We start from the raw sequence: 19,669 nt of genomic DNA on the forward strand, positions 1-19,669 counted from the left end.
CACTTTAGGAGCGCGGCCGCGCGTCGGGCGAGCGAATTAATTCCGGTGGAACCGGCGGGAGTTCAGCCGCGCTTCTGGCGCTTCCAGGGGCCGGTGATGGCGAGCATGATGCCCGGTTCCTGGATGTTGGCGAAGAGGGTCCGGCCGTCGGGCGAGAAGGTGACGCCGGTGAACTCGCTGTACTCCGGGGCCTCGGCGGTGCCGATGTTGAGCTCGTTGCGGGCGATCGGGTACGTACGGCCGCTCTCGGTGGCGCCGAACAGGTGCTGGATTCCCTCGCCGTCCTCGGCGATGACGAGGCCGCCGTACGGGGAGACGGTGATGTTGTCGGGGCCGTCGAAGGCGCCGTCGACGGACGGATTCGGGTTCACGCCGATGAGGACCTTCAGCGTCAGGGTGCGGCGCTTGGGGTCGTAGAACCAGACGGCTCCGTCGTGCGCCTGGCCGGGACTCTCCGTGCGGGCGTAGGAGGAGACGATGTAGACACCGCCGTCGCCCCACCACATGCCTTCGAGCTTGCGGGCGCGGGTGACCTGGACGTCCGTGAACTGCTTGCGGACGGACACGGTCTTGGCGTCACGGTCCTGGACGTCGACCCAGTCCACGCCGTACACGGTGCCGGTCCTGGTGGCGCGGGAGAGGTCGTCGACGAACTTGCCGCCGGAGTCGAAGCACTTGAAGGCCTGGAGCGCCCCGGCGTCGTCGGCGAGGGTGGCGAGCTGTCCGTGGCCGTGCTCGAAGCCCTGCGGAGGCGTCCAGCGGTACAGCAGACCGTTGGGGCCCGAGGCGTCCTCGGTGAGGTAGAGCCGGCCGCGCTTGGGGTCGACGACGACGGCCTCGTGGGCGTACCGGCCCAGTGCCTTGATGGGCTTGGGGTTCCGGTTGCGGCGGCGGTCCTGGGGGTCGACCTCGAAGACGTAGCCGTGGTCCTTGGTCATGCCGTTCTGGCCGGCCTTGTCCTCGGTCTCCTCGCAGGTGAGCCAGGTGCCCCAAGGGGTGTTGCCGCCGGCGCAGTTGGTGGAGGTGCCCGCGATGCCGACCCACTCGGCGACCTTGTCGTGGCGCACCTCGACGACCGTGCAGCCGCCGGACGCGGCCGGGTCGTAGACCAGGCCCTCGGTGAGCGGCACGGGGTACGTCCAGCCGGAGCGGGGGCCCTTGAGCTCGTGGTTGTTGACGAGGAGGGTGGCGCCGCGCGGGCCGTCGAAGGTGGAGGTGCCGTCGTGGTTGGACGGCGTGAACTCACCCGAGTCCAGCTTGGTACGGCCGCTGTAGGTGATGACCCGGTAGGAGAACCCGGCGGGCAGCGAGAGGAGGCCCTTCGGGTCGGTGACGAGCGGACCGTAGCCGACGCCACCGTGCCGGGCCTCCGCCGAGTCCTCGCCCGCGCCGTCGGTTTCCGTCTCGGTGGCGGCGAGCGCGTTGGGGGCGGTGGCGAGAGCGCCTACGCTGCCGACCAGGACCACGCCTGCACCGGTGATCGCGGACTGCCTGGCGAAGTCCCTGCGAGTGAGCGACATGTGATGTCTCCTGTGACGGTGGACTCGGACCGCCGTGTGGGGCGGGTGGCGACCTCGGCTTGCGGCCACACCGTCCCGCCCCCGCTTGAACGCGAGTTGAACGCGCGCCGACTTCAAAGGTCCCGCTTCCGTGAATCCACCCGACCGGCGCAGGGGAAGGGGCGGCTCCGCGGAACGGCCCGCCCGGCACCCGGCGCCCGAGTCAGCTCACCGGCCCGCTCACCCTCCCTGCTGCGACCGGGCCTTGAACGCCGCCTTGCGGGCTTCCTTGGCGACCTTCTTGTCGGGGTGGAGACGGCCCATGGCCTCCAGGACGTCCGGGGCGGCGGGGTGCTCGACCCGCCAGGCCGTGTCGAAGAAGCCGCTGTGCTGCTGGGCCAGGCCCTCGACCAGGGCCTGGAGTTCGTCGGAGTTCCCTTCGGCGGCGAGCTGTGCCGCCACCGTGTCGATGGTGAGCCAGAAGACCATCGCCTCGGACGGCGGGGGCACGTCGGGCGCGCCGTGCTCGGAGAGCCAGACCCGGGCGAGACCGCCCAACTCGGCGTCGTCGAGCACCTCGCGCAGCGCGGGCTCGGCCTCCGTGCCGACCAGCGCGAGAGCCTGCTGGCAGTGCAGACGGCGCAGCGGGGCGCCCGTGTCGGCGCCGCGCGCCGCGGAGAGCAGTTCCTGGGCGGCGGACAGCGGTTCACGCCGGGCGAGCCACTGCTCGATCTCCGCCTGCGCGGCGGTCGGGGGGAATCCGGCCGTGCCGTCGAGCAGCGTGTCCGCGCCCTTGTCCGTCAGCTCGCCCACCGCGGGGGCGGAGAAGCCCGCCTCGATCAGCCGGGCGCGCAGTCCGTACAGACCGAGCGGTGTAAGGCGCACCACGCCGTACCGGGACACGTCCATGTCGTCGGCGGCGGGCGGCTCCTCGGCGGCGTCCCCCATCAGGGTCTCGTCGACGGGCTGGAAGTCGACGAGCCCGATGGGCTGCAGCAGCCGGAACTGGTCGTCGAGCCGCATCATGGCGTTCGAGACCTGTTCCAGGACGTCGTTGGTGGGCTCGCCCATGTCGTCGGGCAGGATCATCGAGGCGGCGAGCGCGGGCAGCGGCACCGGCACCTCGCCGAGCGCGTCCTCGCCGACGGTGAGCAGATACAAGTTGCCGAGCACCCCGTCGAGGAACTCGGACTCCGCCTCCGGGTCCCAGTCGAGGGAGGAGAGGTCGATCTCGCCTTCCTCGTCCATGGCGTCGACGAGATCGCCGAGGTCGGGCACGCTCGCGTCGGCCAGCACGGTGTCGAGCGCGCCGAGCCAGACACCGAGGACGTCCTGCGGGGCGCCGGAGGTGAGCAGGGCGAGGTCCTCGCCCGCGGTGACGGTGCCCTCCTCGTCGTCCACGATCTCGACGAGCCCGGTGTCGACGGCAACCCGCCAGGCCTCACTGGCGAGGGCGGCCGCCTCGTCGCCGGGCAGGCCGAGGACGCCGGCCGCCTCGGGGAGCTGTTCCTCGACGAGTTCGCCCCCCGCGCCGACACGGGTGCCGGGGCCCGCCCAGCGGGCCAGCCGCGCGGCGCGGGAGAGCAGCGGCGCGGCGAGCGCGTCCCGCGCCAGCTGCGCCTCGGAGTGCAGCCGCACGGGCGGCATGGAAGAGCTGTCTGACATCGGCTGAGTTCTCCTCCGAACAACCACGACGAGCAGGGCTAGCAGGACAAGCGGTTCACGCGGGGCTTTCGCCCGGAGCCGCGCCGAACGGTGGCGGGCGCCGTCGGCCGCGGCGGGCGCCGGACCCCGCCGGGCGCCGGCGGACTCGGGAATCCGAAGGCGGCCCGGGAAATCCGTGCCAACTGCTCAGCCTAGACGGATTTCCACCCATGCCGCCCGGTTCATGTCTCCGACAGGTCTCGTACACCGTCGAAACCTTGACAACTCCCCTCGCTACACACGAGATTGACGCGCGTAGAAGTTCAACGGCCCTGTGGTCCGGTGGCTTCTACGCGCGTCACTGGCCCGCACGCAGGTCGCGCTCCCCCCACCAGTCCACCCTCGTCCCGGCGCTCATGAACGTCCCCGGAGGGATTCCCTTGCCGAGCAAGAGAACCGCGCGCATCGGCGCGCTGACCGTCGCCGCGGTCTGTTCCACCGTCTCCGCCGTGGTGCTCACCACACCGGCCCAGGCGGACACCGTCCACATCCACGACATCCAGGGCACCACCCGGACCTCCCCTCTCGCGGGCACGAAGGTCACGGACGTGGCCGGCATCGTCACCGGCGTGCGGACCTACGGTTCGTCCAAGGGCTTCTGGTTCCAGGACCCCACCCCGGATGCCGACCCCGCCACCAGTGAGGGCGTCTTCGTCTTCACCAGCTCCGCCCCCAAGGTCGCCGTCGGCGACTCGGTCACAGTCACGGGCACGGTCTCGGAGTACGTCCCGGGCGGCGTCTCCACCGGCAACCAGTCGGTGACGGAGATCGGCAAGCCGACCGTCACGGTCGTCTCCAGCGGCAACGCCGTCCCGGCCGCGACGGTCGTCGACGCGGAGTCCGTGCCGGACGTCTACGCCCCCGCGGGCGACACCGCCGCGAGCGGTTCGGTCAACGCGCTCACCCTGGAGCCGACGCGGTACGCCCTGGACTACTACGAGTCCCTCGAGGGCATGAACGTCCAGGTCGCCGACACCCGTGTGGTCACCGCCACCGACCCGTACACCGAGCTGTGGGTCACGGTGAAGCCGCACGAGCACGCCACCCGCCGCGGCGGCACGGTGTACGGCTCGTACACCTCGCAGAACACGGGACGGATACAGATCCAGTCCCTCGGCGCGACCGCCGACTTCCCGACCGCGAACGTCGGCGACAAGCTCACCGGCACCACCGCGGGTCCGCTCGACTACAACCAGTTCGGCGGCTACACGCTCGTCGCCAACCAGCTGGGCACCCTGGAGAAGGGCGGCCTGGAGCGCGAGACGACGCGGAAGCAGTCACGCGGCGAGCTCGCGGTGGCGACGTACAACGTCGAGAACCTCGACCCGGGCGACGCCACGTTCGACGCCCACGCGTCCGCGATCGTGAACAACCTGAACTCGCCCGACATCGTGTCCTTGGAGGAGATCCAGGACAACAACGGCGCGAAGGACGACGGCACGGTCGCCGCCGACCAGACGGTCGACAAGCTGATCGACGCGATCGTGGCGGCGGGCGGCCCGAAGTACGACTGGCGCTCCATCGACCCCGTCAACGACCAGGACGGCGGCGAGCCCGGCGGCAACATCCGCCAGGTCTTCCTCTTCAACCCCGAGCGGGTCTCCTTCACCGACCGCGCGGGCGGCGACTCGACGACCGCCGTCGGCGTCACGAAGGTGCACGGCAAGGCGCAGCTCACCGCGTCCCCGGGCCGCGTCGACCCGGCCAACACGGCCTGGAACAGCAGCCGCAAGCCGCTCGCGGGCGAGTTCGTCTTCCGCGGCCACACAGTGTTCGTGATCGCCAACCACCTCAACTCCAAGGGTGGCGACCAGGGGCTGACCGCGCAGTACCAGCCCCCGACGCGCAGCTCGGAGGTCCAGCGGCACACCCAGGCGACCGCGGTGAACGCCTTCGTCAACGAGATCCTGAAGACGCAGAAGAACGCCGACGTCATCGCGCTCGGCGACATGAACGACTTCGAGTTCTCGGACACCGCCAAGATCCTCGAGGGTGACGGCGAGCTCTGGTCGGCGATCAAGTCGCTGCCGAAGAGGGAGCGTTACACGTACGACTACCAGGGCAACGAGCAGGTTCTGGACCAGATCCTGGTCAGCCCGTCGATTCGCGGGGACTGCGACCTCGACTACGACAGCGTGCACATCAACTCGGAGTTCTCCGACCAGATCAGCGACCACGACCCGCAGGTGCTGCGGTTCCGTCCGTAGTCGCTCAGGTACGCGAGAGCCCGGCCCTTTCGTCCGGGGGGCCGGGCTCTTCGCCTGCGCGGGCCTCCCACCGGGCCGGGCCCTCTCCGCTCGCGGGGGACTCCCGTGGCACCGGGCTCGTGGCCCCGCGCGCGGGTCAGCCGGTGAAGACCCCGTCGAGCCAGCCCTTCCAGGCGGTCTCGTTGACCTTGGCGTCGGCGTCGGGCGCGAAGTCGTGGACGCTCATGCCGACCGGCGCACCCCAGCGGCCGCGCCCGAAGAAGCGGATGAGCGCGTTGTCGGTGCGCAGCCCGATGAAGTACGGGTTGCGGTAGTCGACCACGGCGTCGAAGGCCTCGCCGCCGGGCCCCTCGGCCCGGACCCGCGCACCCTCGGCGGTGTCGTCCGCGAGACCGAGCGCCCGTCCGACGGCGGCGAAGGCGTCGGTGGCCGCGGACGCGCCGGGTCCCTGGAACGTCGCGAAGGCGACCGGGCGGCCCGCGAAGTGGGTCACGTACTCACGCAGGGTGTGCAGATAGAAGTCGGTGTGCTTGTCGGCTCCGTCGTACTGGTTGTCCCAGTCGTCGGTGAAGATGCCGCTGTGCACGTACCGCACCCAGGAGTGCCGTCCGTCGTCGCGGGCCTCGATGGTGTGGTCGATCTGATTGAGGCTCTGCGTCGGCATCCCGACGTCCTCGCTGCGCACGGTCAGCCGGTGCGGTGGGTTCCAGGCGGTGATGGTGCTGCCGAAGGGGCCGGCCCCGCCCTCGCGGGGCTCGTACTCCATGGGCCACAGCCAGCCGCCGCTGCCGCTGGTGATCGCGTCCCACACCTGACCGGGCGGCACGTCGACCTCGTACTCGCGGGCGATCTCGAATTCCTTGGACATGATGACGACTCCTGAATGATCAGTGGGCAACTTCGCGGCCCGCGGGGGGTTCCACGGCTTCGGGTCCGGCCGTGGTTTCGGGTCCAGCCGTTGTTCCGGGTCCCGTTGTGGTTCCGCGTCCGGCCGTGGTTCTGGGTCCCGTTGTGGTTTCCGGTCCTGCGCCGGCTTCGAATCCGGCTATGGCTGCTCTTTCTGCCACGGCCTCGGATCCGGGCGCGGCCTCGATGTCCGCCACGGCCTCCTCGGGTGCGGATGCGGTCTCGGGTTTGACCGTGGGGTGGACGGCGACGACGATCCGGTGCGGGCGCCCGTCCTCCGCGTCCCCGTCGTGGTATTTGCGGATGAGCGCACTGACCCCCACCGTCAGCTCCTCGATGAACGCGGCCCGGTCGGCGGCCGATGCGAAGGTCACCTCGCCGTCGAGCGCGTACGTCGCCAGTCGTTTACGGGCCTTCGCGGCGCCGGTGACGAGCGAGCCGACGTCCCGGACGAGCCGGGCACCGAGCGCGAGCAGCCAGCGGGCTGACAGCTGGTCCCGGAAGCGGTCCGGATCGGGCTGTACGGCGGCCAGCGCGAGCGGCGAGATGACGTACGACGCCGCGGTCGCGCGCATCAGCCGCTCGGTGACATTGCCCTTGCGGCGCTCGCCCGCCAGCTCGACCAGGCCGTGCCGCTCCAGCGTCTTGAGGTGATAGTTCACCTTCTGCCGGGGCAGGCCGACCTTGCCGGCCAGCATGGCGGCCGACGCGGGTCCTGCGGCCAGCTCGGCCAGCAACCGGGCCCTTATGGGGTCCAGCGACACGGCGGCGGCCTCGGCGTCCTCGATCACGGTCACGTCCAACATGACTCCACGGTCCCACCGAAAACTTTTTTTGTCCAGACGGTTCGAATCGTCGGCGAGTCGTGCTGTCAGGGGGCTGGGGTTCCTGTTCCGGGACGGCCGATGGTCTGGGGAGGCGGGTGATCCGGGGAGGCGGGTGGTCCGGGAGGCTCTGGGGAGGCCGTGGTCCGGGGAGGCAGGTGAGCCCGGGTGGCCGGTGGTCCGTGCTCACCGGGACGCCCCGGCGGGCTTCAGCGGCGCGATACGGGCAACACGGCGGTCATGGACGAGAAGCGACCGGAATCGAAGCAGCGAGCTCTTCCGGACACGGACGCGGACACGGAGACCGGCACCGGCACTGGCACTGGCACTGGCACTGGCACCGAGGCGGACACGGGCACGGTGTCGGCGGGGCCCGCCGAGAAGGACGGCCCCGTCAGACTGCCCGTGCGAGCTTGGTGGGCCGTGTCGTGGCGCACGGCGAAAGAGTTCCGGGACGACGAACTCGCCGACCGTGCGGCCGCGTTGACCTACTACGGCGTGCTGTCCCTGTTCCCCGCGCTCCTGGTGGCGGTGTCCCTGCTGGGCGTCATGGGACAGCGCGTCACGGACAAACTCCTCGCCAACGTGGGGGACTTGGCGCCTGGCCCGGCACGCGAGATCCTGCGTGACGCGGTGGCACAACTGGGCGACAGCGGCGGTACGGGCGGGGTGCTGGCGATCGTCGGACTGCTCACGGCGCTGTGGTCCGCGTCCGGGTACGTCGGCGCGTTCATCCGCGCGTCCAACGCGGTGTACGACCTGCCGGAGGGCCGTCCGGTCTGGAAGGTCACACCGCTGAGGCTGGCTCTCACCGTCATGCTGATGCTGCTTCTCACCGGGAGCGCGATCATCGTGGTGTTCACCGGACCGCTGGCCGAGCGGGCGGGCACGGCGATCGGGCTCGGCGACGCGGCGATCGCGGCGTGGTCGATCGCCAAGTGGCCTGTCCTGCTCGTGTTCGTCGAGCTGATGATCGCGCTGCTGTACTGGGCCGCTCCCAACGTCTCCGGCCGCGGCTTCCGTTGGTTCAGCCCGGGCAGCGTCGTCGCCACCCTGATCTGGCTGACCGCGTCCGCGGGATTCGCCGTCTACGCCGCCGGCTACGGCTCGTACAACAAGACGTACGGCACGCTCGCGGGCGCCATCATCTTCCTCGTGTGGCTCTGGCTCACCAACCTGGCCATCCTCCTGGGCCTGGAGTTCGACGCCGAGCTCGCCCGCCAGCGCGCCATCGCCCACGGTCGGCTCCCGACCGAGGAGCCCTACGTCGAACCGCGCGACACCCGCAAGTGGCCCCCACGTCTGCAGGCGCTGCGCGCGGCCCGGGCGAAGGCGGAGACGGGAGTCGGGCCGACGCGCAGGGGAACCGAGCGAGACACCGCCGAGCGGATGTGATGCCAGGACTGCGGTGGCAGACCCGCGGACTCAGGCTTGCGCCGTCAGGACTGCGGCATCGCAACTGCGGTGCCAGGCCCGCGGATTCAGGCCCGCGCCGTCAGGAGGGCGGCTTCACAACTGCGGTGCCAGACCCACGGATTCAGGCCCGCGCCGTCAGGACTGCGGCATCAAAACTGTGGCATCAAAACTGCGGTGCCAGGACTGCGGCCCCGTAACCGCCTTGCCAGAGCGGGGCGTCGAAGCGGGGACGGCGGCACACGATGCGGCGGCGAACCGGAGTCCGGTTCGCCGCCGCATCGCTCCCCTCCGGCTCCTCCGACGGGCCTCAAGGGTGCCGTCGACGACCGTTGCGCCGCCGTCGGAGCGGGCTCACCGCGAGCACCGGGCAGGGTACGGCTTCCGGTCCACGGACACCCCGGGTCCACGGTCCACACCCCGTGGTCCCGACGCCCCGCCCTTTCTCGCTCGCGGAGGGTCGGGTACCCGGACCGGCTCGGGCCATCCCTACGATCCCGGGTCGCGCAGACGGGCCAACTGACCCTGGAACCAGTCGAGTCGGGCTTGGAGCAGCGCCGCCTCCGCGACCAGCTCGGACACCCCGAGACCGGCAGTGGCCACCACGGAACCGCCGGTGGCCCGGACCCGCAGGCCCTCCCCGGCCAGCCGCGCGAAGGAGGCGAGCGAGAGCGACGTACGACCGCGTACGCATCCCGCGCAGGTGGCGGTCAGGGCGCGCCAGCCAGGACGCCCCCATCCGGCGTCGGCCAGCGCCCCGGCCACGGCCCCGCACCCGCAGGGGCCGACGGTGGCGCAGCGCACCCGCTGACGGGCGTAACGGAAACCCCGCTCGAAGCGGATGTAGGCACCGAGGACGGAGACTTCGAGGAGAACGGCGGCCCGGTGTTCGGCGGTGCACAGCATCGCCTCGGCGACGGCGGACTCGTGCACGCAGTGGAAGCCGCAGTCGCAGCGGCGGTGCGGCGCGCGGTGCCGCCGTCCGTAGACACAGCGCGCCTCGTCCAGCACTCCGTACGGCAGCGCCCCGCCCAGCGATACGCCGGTGAACCCGGCCCGGGTACCGTCCGGGGACAGCACCGGGTGGGCGATCTTGTATCCGGTCGGCGGCTCCGTCGGGCGTTCCTCGGGGAGCCGCAGCCTCATCGTCCGGCCGGAACCTCTTCGGGCGCGGACGCCTCCGACTCCTCGATGATCTCGGGGAGTTCGAACGCGTCCTCGGGTACGTGAGCCTGCTCCTCCGCGACTCCGGTGGCGAGTGCCTTGCCGAGCCTCATGACGCCTCCCATGACCTGCGGTCGGTGACCTTCCGGTCCATGGTGGCCCATGAAGGGCGGACCGGTACATAGGGCCTCGGACCGAGGGACCGGCGGCACATCTCAGCAACGCTTATCGATATGCCGTAGAAGATTTAAGTGGAGCTGTACGGTCATCGCGCCGAGACTGCTCGTATGACGAACTCCGACCGGACTCCGGCACCCTTCGGCCGGGCGCTCTGCGCGATGATCACACCGTTCACCGAGGCGGGCGCGCTCGACCTCGACGGCGCCCGGCGCCTCGCCGACCGTCTGGTGCGCGAGGGCTGCGACGGCCTGGTACTGAACGGCACCACGGGCGAATCGCCGACCACCTCGGACGCGGAGAAGTCCGCGCTGGTCCGCGCGGTCCGCGAGGCGGTCGGCGGCCGGGCCCGCCTGGTCACGGGCGTCGGCTCGTCCGACACCCGGCACACGGTCGATCTCGCTCTGGCGGCCGGGGAGGCGGGCGCGGACGGCGCACTCGTCGTCACCCCGTACTACTCGAAGCCGCCGCAGGACGCGCTGGAGGCACACTTCACCGAGGTCGCGGACGCGTCCGAACTGCCGCTCATGCTCTACGACATCCCCGGCCGCACCGGCACCCGCATCGAACCCGACACGATGATCCGGCTCGCCGCGCACCCCCGGATCGTGGCCGTGAAGGACTGCGCGTACGACCTGCTCGGCACACAAAGGGTGCTGGCCCGAACGGAGTTGGCGTACTACGCGGGCTGCGACGAGCACGTGCTCGCCCTGTACGCGGTGGGCGGCGCCGGGTACGTCAGCACGGTGGCGAACGTCGCGCCGGGCCTGCTGCGGGCCGTGCTCGACGCGTTCGACGGCGGCGACACGGCGGGGGCGGCCCGGCTGATGCGGCGGGCCCTGCCGCTGATCGAGGCGACGACGGGGGCGGGACTGCCCGGCACGGTCACCGCGAAGGCACTGCTGGCCGCGCTCGGGCTGCCGGCAGGCCCGGTACGGGCACCGCTGCGGCCCGCCGACCGGGAGACGGCCGACGGGCTGCGGGCAGTGCTCGCCGAGGTCACGGACGAGTTCGCTGTGCTCTAGCGAGCAGCGGGCGAGGGAGGCTCAGCGCTCGGCGAAGACGGGCTCCCAGCGCCCCACCGAGCCGTCGGTGCCGCGGAGGAAGCCGCTGAGCGGCACCTCCTTGTCGCTGCCGATGGTGACCAGCACCAACCGGTTGTGGAACTCGTTCTTGTCGCCCTTGCCGATGTCCCAGGCGATCAGGGATTTGTCGTCGGCCCAGGCGAGCAGCACCTGGCCGTGGACCTCGGCCAGGTGCTTGCCGGTACGCGGGTCGAGGATCCACGAGGATGTGTGCCACTTCTCGCCCGCGAACTCCCCGGCGAGCCGGGTGCCGTCGGGCGACAGGCCGGCCGTGACGAACCAGGTGCGGTACCGCTCCTCGTCGGGCACGCCCACCTCTCGGCCGGACATGTCGTAGAAGCGATCAGTGGGCGTGCTCGACTGCCTGCCCGTGACGGTCCTCCCGTCGCGGCAGAACCCGAAGTCCTGGCGAAGGTTGATCTCGTGGCCCTGGTTGTCCCGTTTCACCCCCACCGCGGCCCAGGAGCCCTTCCCCGACGCCACGTCGAAGACGTAGAAACCGGTGCGGGAGGACATCACCGGCACAGGGATACCATCGGCGCCCGTTCTGGTCATGATGTCAGGATTATCCTCGTACGTCGTCGCGACGAGTTTCGTGCCGTTGCGCGAGAACTCCAGCCCGCCCACCGGGTGGTCGACCGGGATCCACCTCTCGACCTTGCCGCTCGCGAGGTCGAGCAGGCCGATCCGGCGCCCGGGCAGGTGCTGCTCCAGTACGGCGGCGGTCCGCAGGCCGCGGGCCACCGCGACCCACGACCACCGGGTGTCCTTCTCGTAGTGGCCGGACTTCGGGTCGAGCAGCCAGTAGGTGCGCGTCCTGAGGCCCTTGTGGGCGGTCCGCCAGTCGGTCTTCTGGGTGTAGTACGCGGCCAGCGCCGTGCTCCCGGCCGCGACCAGCGAGCGCACCGGCGACTGCGCCGGGTGCGCGGCGGTCGGTTTGGGGTCCACCCTTCCCAAGGGCCGTACATCGTGTCCCCCGGACTCCAGCCGCGGCACCCCGATCGCGGCGGTGATCGCCGCGGCGACGGCGACCGCGACGGACGCGATGCGCCGGGTCCGGCGGCGCCTGCGCACGGTCAGGACCCGGTCGGCGAGGCCGGGGCCGGGTGGCGGCTGCTCGGCGGCCTGCTCGCGCAGCGCCTCGCTCATCAGTTCCTCGATGTTCACGGGCGTACCTCCACGGGCGAGTAGTCACGGGACGACGACCGTTCACCGGCGGCGGGGGCGAGCGCGGCGAGTTCGGGCGCGAGGGCGCGCAGCCGGGCCAGGGAGCGGTGGGCGGTGGACCGCACGGTACCCACGGAGCAGCCCAGCAGCCGGGCCACGTCGGCCTCCGGCAGGTCCTCGAAGTAGCGCAGCACCAGGACGGTGCGCTGGCGCGCGGTGAGCCGGGACAGCGCCTCGCGCATCACTAGGCGCAGGTCGGTGGCGGCCGCCGTGTCGGTGCCCGGTGGGCCGGTCTCGGGCAGATGAGCGACGCTGAACTCGCGTCGCCGCCACTTCAGCCGCCAGCGGCTGATCTGCTGACGGTAGAGCACCTGCCGTACGTACGCCTCGGGTTCGTCGATCCGGTGCCATCGTCCGGCGGCCTTGATCAGCGCGTTCTGCAGCAGGTCCTCGGCGGCGTGCCGGTCCCCGCCACTGAGGAGCACGGCCGTCTTCAGCAGCGCGGACGACCGGTTCGCCACGAACTCCCGGAAACTCTCCTGGCCTTCGGCATCCATCGTCACCTTCTCTTCCCCGGCGGCCCCTTGCGACCCACCCCTGTGCCCCAGGTGACGCGCGCCGCCACCCCCTGCTATGCCTCCCGCGACGAACCGGGCCGAAAGAAGCGCTCCCGCCCCGGGCCGGTACCCTCCGCCCCGACCGGGTGAGCCGGCCGCGGGACCCGGCGCTCCCGGAGGCGGTAGACGTGAGACTTGCCTCTCATGAAATATGAGAGGAGACTCTCACGTCATGGACTCCGGTAATCGTCTGGGCGATATCGAGATCACTGATCCGCAGGCGATGCGGGCGCTGGCGCATCCGGTGCGGCTGGCGATCCTCGAACGCCTGCAGCGGCACGGGCCGGCGACGGCCACGCAACTCGCGCCCCACGTGGGAGCGACCCCGTCGGTGACCAGCTGGCATCTGCGGCATCTGGCGGGCTTCGGGCTGATCCGCGACGCCGAGCCGGGCCCGGATCGCCGGCAGCGGCGGTGGGAAGCGGTGGCGCGGGGCTTCCGGTTCGAAGCGCCGGAGGATCCGGACGACGAGGAGGGCAGGTCGGCCGCGCGGGTCCTGTCCCGGGAGATGTTCCTGCGATACGGGGATCTGCCGAACCGGTGGGCCGCGGAGGTCGAGCCCGGGCTCGATTCCGTGTGGCGGCGGCTCGCGGGTCTGGCCAACACCCGCGTCGTCGTCTCCGCCCATGAACTCGCCGCCATCGAGGACGCGATCGAGCGCGTTCTCGCGCCCTACGTGACACGTGACGAGGCCGCGCGTCCGGCCGACGGCCGCGGCGTCCGGCTGCTGCGTTACGTCCTGCCGGAAAGTACCGAGGAGCAGACCGGCGGGACCCGATGAGCGCCGCGCACCAGGAATTACCCGTGCCGCTGTGGCGTGATCGGCGGTTCCGTCGTTTCTGGGCGGGCCAGTCGGTCTCGCAGTTCGGCGACCGGATCACCGAACTGGCGCTGCCACTGATCGCGGTGGGGGCGCTGCGCGCCTCGGCCAATCAGGTGGCCTGGCTGACCGCGCTGATCTGGACCCCGAACCTGCTCGGGATCGTCCTCGGCGCCTGGGTCGACCGCCGCGTCCACAAGCGGCGCCTGATGGTGCTCGCCGACCTGGTGCGCGCCGCGGTACTGCTCTCCCTTCCGGCCGCCCATCTGCTGGGGGTGGTGACGCTGGGTCAGTTGTATGCCGTCGCGTTGCTGACCGGTGCGGCAGGGGTGCTGTTCAACACCGCCTATCCGCCGTTCTTCGTCCACCTGGTGCCCCGGTCGTCCTACCTCGACGCGAACAGCAAGCTCAGTGCCAGCCGTTCCGCGTCATACGTCGTCGGCCCGGCGATCGGTGGTGTGCTGGTCCAGGCGTTGACCGCTCCCGTCACCGTCGTCGTCGACGCCCTGACGTTCCTGGCGTCCGCGGTTCTGGTCGGTCGGATTCCGGTCGACGAACCGCCGGCCGCCCATGACCAAGGGGCACCCTTGCTGCTACGACGCGCCAAGGAGGGACTGGTGTTCGTCATCCGTCACCCGGTGCTGAGGGCGAGCCTCGGGTGCGCGGCGACCGTCAACTTCTTCACCTTCGTCGCGGGCAGTGGGCTGATCGTGCTGTTCGCCAGCAGGAACCTCGGACTGACCGCGGGGGTCATCGGCCTGGCGTTCGGAATCGGCGCCACGGGCTCGCTCCTTGGCGCGGTGCTCGCCCCGAAGATCTCACGAAGGTTCGGCGTGGGCCGCAGCATCGTCGTGGGAGCTGTGCTGTTCCCGGCGCCGATCGCCCTCGCCGCCGCTGCGGGCGGCCCGCTCTGGGTTCGCGCCGGAGCCTTGGCCGCAGTCGAGTTCCTCTCCGGCGTCGGCGTCATGCTGTTCGACGTCAACCTCAACTCCCTTCAGGCGGACGTGATCCCCGATGGCATGCGCAGTCGAGTGGCCGGCGCGTACAGCACGATCAATTACGGCTTACGCCCTGTGGGCGCCGTCCTCGGTGGCCTTCTCGCCACCCTCGTCGGCCTCCGGGTGACCCTCCTGATCGGTGCCGTCGGCGGAGCGCTGTCGCTGCTGTGGCTGCTGCCCTCGCCGATACCACGCATCCGCTCCCTGACTCCCGACCGTCCGACAGCTCACGCCAACGACCTGCGCGCCGACGCGTGACCACCGCCCCGCCGCCCCTCGCCGTGCCTGCCGGGACGTTGGGGAGCCGGAAGAAATTTCCCGCTCCCCCGGCCCGGTGTCCTCTACCGTGACCCGATGAGCCGACCCTTGCTGTTCCTCGACGTCGACGGCCCGCTCAACCCGTACGCGGCCCAGAAGGAGCGTCGGCCCCCGGGATACACGACGATCCGGGTGGCCCTGGAGCCCGGTCGGCCCCTGCGCGTCTGGCTGCACCCCGACCACGGCCGCGCTCTCCTCGCCCTCGGCTACGACCTGTGCTGGGCCACCACCTGGATGGACGCCGCCAATCGCTGGATCGCCCCCGTGATCGGCCTGCCGGAACTCCCCTACGTCGACTTCACCGGCGCCCTCTTCGCCGAGCGCCCGGACGGTGTCCACTGGAAGACGGAACGCATCGTGGCCTACGCCGAGGGCCGCCCCTTCGCCTGGGTGGACGACGAACAGAGCCCGGCCGACGAGGTGTTCGTCTCCGCGCGCCATCCCGCACCCGCGCTCCTGCGGCACGTCAACCCCCGACTCGGCCTGCGCGACGCCGACTTCGAGGCCCTGACGGAATTCGCCACGCGCCTCGACACCTAGCGAATGCCCTCCTGCGACAACGCGCAAGGCTGCGAACCGCAGGCGCGGCCGCAGGTGATCACCTCGCTGCGGGCCGTCCTCGGCTCGCGGCCGATGTCCGATGGGAACGCGCGTACTTGACGGCCCTCGGCCGGTGCGGTTCTTGGGTCCGGCTCGTGGACGTCGTGGCTCACTCGATCAGCCGCCTTAGGGTTTTCGCATGGCAAGCACACTCCGTCTGGAGAAGATCACTCCGGACAACATCGACGCCGCGATCAGCGTGCGGGTCCGTCCGGAGCAAGAACACTTGGTCGCGCCGGTCGTGAAGTCGCTGGCCGAGGCGTATGTCCATACTCGAACAGCCTGGCCCCGTCTCATCCTTGACAACGGCAGACCTGTCGGCTTCCTCATGGCCTTCTTCGACATCGACTGGCTGGGCGACGGGTCGGGCAAGGACATCCGCTCCGGGCTCTGGCGTCTCAACATCGCAGCCGGCGTACAGGGGCGGGGTTATGGCCGCTTCGCGGTCGAGTCCGTGGCTGCCGAGATCCGCAGTCGCGGCGGCACCCGACTGACAACTACTTGGCATCCGGGCAAGGACGGTCCGGAAGATTTCTACTTGGGGCTCGGCTTCCGTCCGACCGGCGAGACGAGCGGGAGTCAGGCAGTCGGCGAGCTGGACTTGCTAGCCCGGCTGGTGCCTCCGGAACCCTCCTGAAGCGGCACTCACGCACGAGCGCCCTCCCGGGCAGCCTTCGGGCTACGGAAGGGCGCTCGACGTGACCAGCGTCGACAACTGCCGGCAACTCAGCAGCAGTTCAGAGCGATGATCGCGCAGGCGGCCGCGACTCGCGTCCGCCGATGATCAGTTGCGACTGACCAGTCGTCACCGATCAGTTCTGGCTGATCAGTTGTGGCTGTGCAGGACCTCGTTCAGGCCGCCCCACACCGCGTTGTTCGGGCGGGCCTCGACGGTTCCGGTGACCGAGTTGCGGCGAAAGAGGATGTTCGAAGCCCCGGACAGCTCGCGGGCCTTGACGATGTCGCCGTCGGGCATCGTCACGCGCGTGCCGGCGGTGACGTACAGCCCGGCCTCGACCACGCACTCGTCGCCGAGGGCGATGCCGACGCCCGCCTCCGCGCCGACGAGGCAGCGCTCGCCGATGGTGATACGGACGTTGCCGCCACCCGAGAGGGTGCCCATGGTGGACGCGCCGCCGCCGATGTCCGAACCGTTGCCGACGACGACACCGGCGGAGATGCGGCCCTCGACCATGGAGGTGCCGAGCGTGCCCGCGTTGAAGTTCACGAAGCCCTCGTGCATGACGGTCGTGCCCTCGGCGAGGTGCGCGCCGAGGCGGACCCGGTCGGCGTCGGCGATGCGGACGCCCTTGGGCGCGACATAGTCCGTCATGCGCGGGAACTTGTCGATGGAGGTCACCTGGAGGTGCAGGCCGGCGGCGCGGGCGTTCAGCCGGACCTTCTCGATGTCGTCGACGGCGACCGGGCCGAGCGAGGTCCAGGCGACGTTGGCGAGCAGGCCGAACACGCCGTCCAGGTTCTGGCCGTGCGGCTTGACCAGGCGGTGCGAGAGGAGGTGCAGGCGCAGGTATGCGTCGTGCGCGTCGAGCGGCTTGTCGTCCAGCGACGCGATGACCGTACGGACCGCGACCACTTCGACGCCCCGGCGGGCGTCCGGACCGATGGCCTGCGCGGCGCCTTCGCCGAGCAGTTCCACGGCCCGCTCGGCGGACAGCCGCTCGGTGCCGGCCGGGCCGGGCTCGGCGGACAGTTCGGGCGCGGGGAACCAGGTGTCGAGAACAGTGCCGTCCGCGGTGAGGGTGGCGAGCCCGGCGGCGACGGCGCCGGTGGTACGAGAAGCAGTCGTGTCGGTCATGGATGCAACCTAACTTGACGGGGGCCGCGCGGGCGAACCGGTACGCGGGGCGTCTCGGCCACCGGGCGCCCACTCACCTCCCGGGCCGTCCCCGGTCACCGCCCCCGGCCGTCCCCGGCCGTCCCCAGTCACCATCCCCGGCCTTCCCCGGTCACCGTCCCGGGGCGTACCCGGTCACCATCCCCGGCCGTCCCCAGCCACCGTCCCGGGCCGTACCCGGTCACCATCCCCGGCCGTCCCCAGCCACCGTCCCGGGCCGTCCCCAGCCACCGTCCCGGGCCGTACCCGGTCACCATCCCGGGCCGTCCCCGGCCGTCCCGGCCGTACCCGGTCACCCGTCCCCGGCGTCTCCGCTCGCCTCGCCGTGCGGCAGGACCCGCGCCAGCACCTCCCGCGCGTACCCCTCGTCGTACGACGTCCCCGTCAGCAGCACCTGGAGACAGATCCCGTCCAGCAGGGCGACGAGCGCCCGCGCGGTGACCGGATCCGTGCGGCGTGCCAGCGGTTCGACGAGGCTGTCGATCCATTCGGCGGCAACCGGGCGCAGGGCGGGTCTGCGGAGGGCGGCGAGGTAGAGCTCGTACTCCAGCTCCACGCCCGTGCGGTCGCCTGCGAGCCATTCGCCGATCAGCCCGGCGAGTTCGGCGGCCAGGTCGGCACGGGTGTCCTCCAGGGTGCCGCGCGCCGCGAGGACCTTGGCGAAGCCCTCGTTCGCCTGGCGCAGGGCGGCGACCATGAGTTCGTCGAGGGTCTTGAAGTGGTACGTCGTGGAGCCGAGCGGCACATCGGCCTCGGCGGCGACGGAGCGATGGCTGAGCCCGGCGATGCCCTTGGCGCCGACGACACGGATCGCTGCGTCGATGATCCGCTGCCGCCGCTCCGGGTCGTACCGGCGCGCCATCACGGGCCGCCGTCCGCCGCGCCGGGCGCGGCCATCAGTGCGCCCCGCCCAGATTCAGCAGCACGACCCCACCGATGATCAGCGCGATCCCGGCGGCCTTCGCCGCCGTGAGTCCCTCGCCGAGGAACAGCATGCCGATCGCCGCGATGGCGGCGGTGCCGACGCCGGCCCAGATCGCGTAGGCCGTGCCGACCGAGACGGTCTTCAGGGTCTGCGCGAGCAGCGCGAAGGCGACGACATATCCGAGGACGGTCAGCAGGGACGGCCACAGCCTGCTGAAACCCTCCGTGTACTTCATCGCGGTGGTCGCGCCGACCTCCGCCGCGATGGCTCCGGCGAGCAGTACGTATCCCATGCGTACGACTGTACACATGGAGGCATTGAGTGCGTACAGGTGTACATATCGATGCCGCACCGCCCGAGGCGACCCCGCAAATCCCGTGGGCACCATGCGCCCCAACGGATGTCGTTCGCGATCTCAGGGGGCCGGAGTCGCACAGACTGCCCATGCCCCAGCTGGGGCCTTCCCTGGTGCTCTCGGTGATCTCGGGTGTCGTCGTCCAGCCGCTCTCCATGGTGTTCATGCCGCTGGTGACGAACCTGCTGTACATCGACCAGCGCATCCGCAGGGAGTGCCTGCGGACGTGCTGATACGCGCGGCCGCCGTTCCGGGGACGCCCGGCGGGCCGAGGAGCCCGGCGTTCCGGGGACGCCCGGCTCAGTCCACCAGCGACTTCTTCGGCCGCAGCACACAGAACTCGTTGCCCTCCGGATCGGCGAGGACGACCCAGCTGACGTCCGGGCCCTGCCCCACGTCGGCACGGCGCGCCCCGAGGGCGAGGATCCGCTCGACCTCGGCGGCCTGGTCGTCCGGCGTGAGATCGATGTGGAGCCGGTTCTTGACGGTCTTGCGCTCGGCAACCGGCACGAAGCAGAGTCCGGGCAGCGTGTGCACGTCGGAGCCGATGACGATCTCGTCCTCGGCCTCGAACAGCACACGCCAGTCGAGGACTTGACACCAGAAGCGGGCCAGCACGGGCAGGTCGTGGGCGTCGACGACGAGGTGGTAGAAGGAGACAGCCATGAACGGCAGTCTCCCCCGCCGCGAGGAGGTCCGCCACCGCCGCCGGACACGCCTGCCGGCGGACCTCCCCGGAAGGACACCTGCCGGCGGACCCTCCCCAGGAAGGCGCGTCACCCAAGCGCTCCAGGACGGCTCCGGAACCGCTCCCCCGGACCGCTCCCGCACCGCCACCGTCCCTCGCCACCGTCCCTCGCCACCACCACCCGGCACCGGCACCCACCACCTGGCACCCGGCGCCGCCCTCCATCACCCGGCACCCGGCACCCGGCACCCGGCACCCGGCACGGCCCAACTCCCGCAGCTCTGTGAGTGATTGCCCGAAAACACTGCAGGCAATTCCCGGTATCGCTGCGGGAAACGAGTGCTCAG

General features: G+C 71.1%; 21 protein-coding genes. 9 read left to right on the forward strand and 12 right to left on the reverse strand.

Annotation, left to right across the window (positions count from 1 at the left end):
* Positions 1-62 precede the first annotated feature (62 nt).
* Positions 63-1,520, reverse strand: a complete 1,458-nt coding sequence (locus tag ACZ4N5_RS16180; protein WP_467757724.1) for an alkaline phosphatase PhoX — start codon at positions 1,518-1,520, stop codon at positions 63-65.
* Positions 1,521-1,739: 219 nt separating this feature from the next.
* Positions 1,740-3,164: a hypothetical protein gene (locus tag ACZ4N5_RS16185; RefSeq protein WP_467757725.1), complete on the reverse strand. Its 1,425-nt coding sequence runs from the start codon at positions 3,162-3,164 to the stop codon at positions 1,740-1,742.
* A 419-nt stretch (positions 3,165-3,583) separates the two neighbouring features.
* On the opposite strand from ACZ4N5_RS16185, the gene ACZ4N5_RS16190 reads away from it, so the two are divergent.
* Positions 3,584-5,410: an endonuclease/exonuclease/phosphatase family protein gene (locus ACZ4N5_RS16190; protein WP_467757726.1), complete on the forward strand. Its 1,827-nt coding sequence runs from the start codon at positions 3,584-3,586 to the stop codon at positions 5,408-5,410.
* A gap of 136 nt (positions 5,411-5,546) precedes the next feature.
* Here ACZ4N5_RS16190 and ACZ4N5_RS16195 read toward each other — a convergent pair whose 3' ends face one another.
* Both ACZ4N5_RS16195 and ACZ4N5_RS16200 read right to left on the reverse strand, forming a co-directional pair.
* Positions 5,547-6,278 (reverse strand): SRPBCC family protein, encoded by a 732-nt coding sequence (locus tag ACZ4N5_RS16195; protein WP_467757727.1) that lies wholly within the window; start codon positions 6,276-6,278, stop codon positions 5,547-5,549.
* Between the two features lie 19 nt (positions 6,279-6,297).
* Complete coding sequence (locus ACZ4N5_RS16200) at positions 6,298-7,122, reverse strand: ArsR/SmtB family transcription factor (RefSeq protein ID WP_467757728.1); 825 nt, start codon at positions 7,120-7,122, stop codon at positions 6,298-6,300.
* Between the two features lie 258 nt (positions 7,123-7,380).
* On the opposite strand from ACZ4N5_RS16200, the gene ACZ4N5_RS16205 reads away from it, so the two are divergent.
* Positions 7,381-8,535, forward strand: coding sequence for a YihY/virulence factor BrkB family protein (locus ACZ4N5_RS16205; protein ID WP_467757729.1), 1,155 nt, complete (start codon positions 7,381-7,383; stop codon positions 8,533-8,535).
* A gap of 507 nt (positions 8,536-9,042) precedes the next feature.
* Here the strand turns inward: ACZ4N5_RS16205 and ACZ4N5_RS16210 are convergent.
* A complete protein-coding gene (locus tag ACZ4N5_RS16210) occupies positions 9,043-9,699 on the reverse strand; it encodes a hypothetical protein (protein ID WP_467757730.1) in 657 nt (218 codons plus the stop codon).
* Positions 9,696-9,830 (reverse strand): hypothetical protein, encoded by a 135-nt coding sequence (locus ACZ4N5_RS16215; protein WP_467757731.1) that lies wholly within the window; start codon positions 9,828-9,830, stop codon positions 9,696-9,698. Before ACZ4N5_RS16215 ends, ACZ4N5_RS16210 begins: the two co-directional genes overlap by 4 nt.
* A 174-nt stretch (positions 9,831-10,004) precedes the next feature.
* Here ACZ4N5_RS16215 and dapA point away from each other — a divergent pair, with 174 nt between their 5' ends.
* Complete coding sequence (gene dapA, locus ACZ4N5_RS16220) at positions 10,005-10,919, forward strand: 4-hydroxy-tetrahydrodipicolinate synthase (protein ID WP_467757732.1); 915 nt, start codon at positions 10,005-10,007, stop codon at positions 10,917-10,919.
* Between the two features lie 21 nt (positions 10,920-10,940).
* On the opposite strand, the gene ACZ4N5_RS16225 is transcribed toward dapA, so the two are convergent.
* Both ACZ4N5_RS16225 and ACZ4N5_RS16230 read right to left on the reverse strand, forming a co-directional pair.
* Entirely contained in the window at positions 10,941-12,146 is a 1,206-nt protein-coding gene (locus ACZ4N5_RS16225; protein WP_467757733.1) for a WD40 repeat domain-containing protein, read from the reverse strand.
* Positions 12,143-12,703, reverse strand: coding sequence for a SigE family RNA polymerase sigma factor (locus ACZ4N5_RS16230; protein WP_467757734.1), 561 nt, complete (start codon positions 12,701-12,703; stop codon positions 12,143-12,145). Before ACZ4N5_RS16230 ends, ACZ4N5_RS16225 begins: the two co-directional genes overlap by 4 nt.
* A gap of 232 nt (positions 12,704-12,935) precedes the next feature.
* On the opposite strand from ACZ4N5_RS16230, the gene ACZ4N5_RS16235 reads away from it, so the two are divergent.
* The 4 genes from ACZ4N5_RS16235 to ACZ4N5_RS16250 all read left to right on the forward strand — a co-directional run bounded on the left by ACZ4N5_RS16235 (position 12,936) and on the right by ACZ4N5_RS16250 (position 16,136).
* Positions 12,936-13,544 carry an ArsR/SmtB family transcription factor gene (locus ACZ4N5_RS16235; protein ID WP_467757735.1) on the forward strand — a complete coding sequence of 203 codons (609 nt, stop codon included), beginning with the start codon at positions 12,936-12,938 and terminating at the stop codon, positions 13,542-13,544.
* Positions 13,541-14,839 (forward strand): MFS transporter, encoded by a 1,299-nt coding sequence (locus tag ACZ4N5_RS16240; protein WP_467757736.1) that lies wholly within the window; start codon positions 13,541-13,543, stop codon positions 14,837-14,839. The genes ACZ4N5_RS16235 and ACZ4N5_RS16240 overlap by 4 nt, the downstream gene beginning before the upstream one ends.
* 96 nt (positions 14,840-14,935) lie before the next feature.
* Entirely contained in the window at positions 14,936-15,439 is a 504-nt protein-coding gene (locus ACZ4N5_RS16245; protein WP_467757737.1) for an HAD domain-containing protein, read from the forward strand.
* Positions 15,440-15,638: 199 nt separating this feature from the next.
* Positions 15,639-16,136, forward strand: a complete 498-nt coding sequence (locus ACZ4N5_RS16250) for a GNAT family N-acetyltransferase (RefSeq protein ID WP_467757738.1) — start codon at positions 15,639-15,641, stop codon at positions 16,134-16,136.
* Positions 16,137-16,325: 189 nt separating this feature from the next.
* Here ACZ4N5_RS16250 and dapD read toward each other — a convergent pair whose 3' ends face one another.
* The 3 genes from dapD to ACZ4N5_RS16265 form a co-directional block, all read right to left on the reverse strand.
* Positions 16,326-17,315: a 2,3,4,5-tetrahydropyridine-2,6-dicarboxylate N-succinyltransferase gene (gene dapD, locus ACZ4N5_RS16255; RefSeq protein ID WP_261703350.1), complete on the reverse strand. Its 990-nt coding sequence runs from the start codon at positions 17,313-17,315 to the stop codon at positions 16,326-16,328.
* Positions 17,316-17,646: 331 nt separating this feature from the next.
* A complete protein-coding gene (locus ACZ4N5_RS16260) occupies positions 17,647-18,216 on the reverse strand; it encodes a TetR/AcrR family transcriptional regulator (protein WP_467757739.1) in 570 nt (189 codons plus the stop codon).
* A 34-nt stretch (positions 18,217-18,250) separates the two neighbouring features.
* The gene (locus tag ACZ4N5_RS16265; RefSeq protein WP_266757393.1) at positions 18,251-18,571 is read right to left on the reverse strand and encodes a DMT family transporter; all 321 of its coding nucleotides are present in this window, start codon (positions 18,569-18,571) and stop codon (positions 18,251-18,253) included.
* 152 nt (positions 18,572-18,723) lie between these two features.
* Between ACZ4N5_RS16265 and ACZ4N5_RS16270 the strand changes: the two genes are divergently transcribed.
* Positions 18,724-18,867: a hypothetical protein gene (locus ACZ4N5_RS16270; protein ID WP_467757740.1), complete on the forward strand. Its 144-nt coding sequence runs from the start codon at positions 18,724-18,726 to the stop codon at positions 18,865-18,867.
* A gap of 67 nt (positions 18,868-18,934) precedes the next feature.
* Here ACZ4N5_RS16270 and ACZ4N5_RS16275 read toward each other — a convergent pair whose 3' ends face one another.
* Entirely contained in the window at positions 18,935-19,300 is a 366-nt protein-coding gene (locus tag ACZ4N5_RS16275) for a VOC family protein (RefSeq protein ID WP_467757741.1), read from the reverse strand.
* On the opposite strand from ACZ4N5_RS16275, the gene ACZ4N5_RS16280 reads away from it, so the two are divergent.
* A complete protein-coding gene (locus tag ACZ4N5_RS16280; RefSeq protein WP_467757742.1) occupies positions 19,299-19,613 on the forward strand; it encodes a hypothetical protein in 315 nt (104 codons plus the stop codon). The genes ACZ4N5_RS16275 and ACZ4N5_RS16280 overlap by 2 nt on opposite strands.
* The last annotated feature ends 56 nt before the right edge of the window (positions 19,614-19,669 follow it).

This window comes from Streptomyces sp. NPDC026500 (assembly GCF_055567635.1).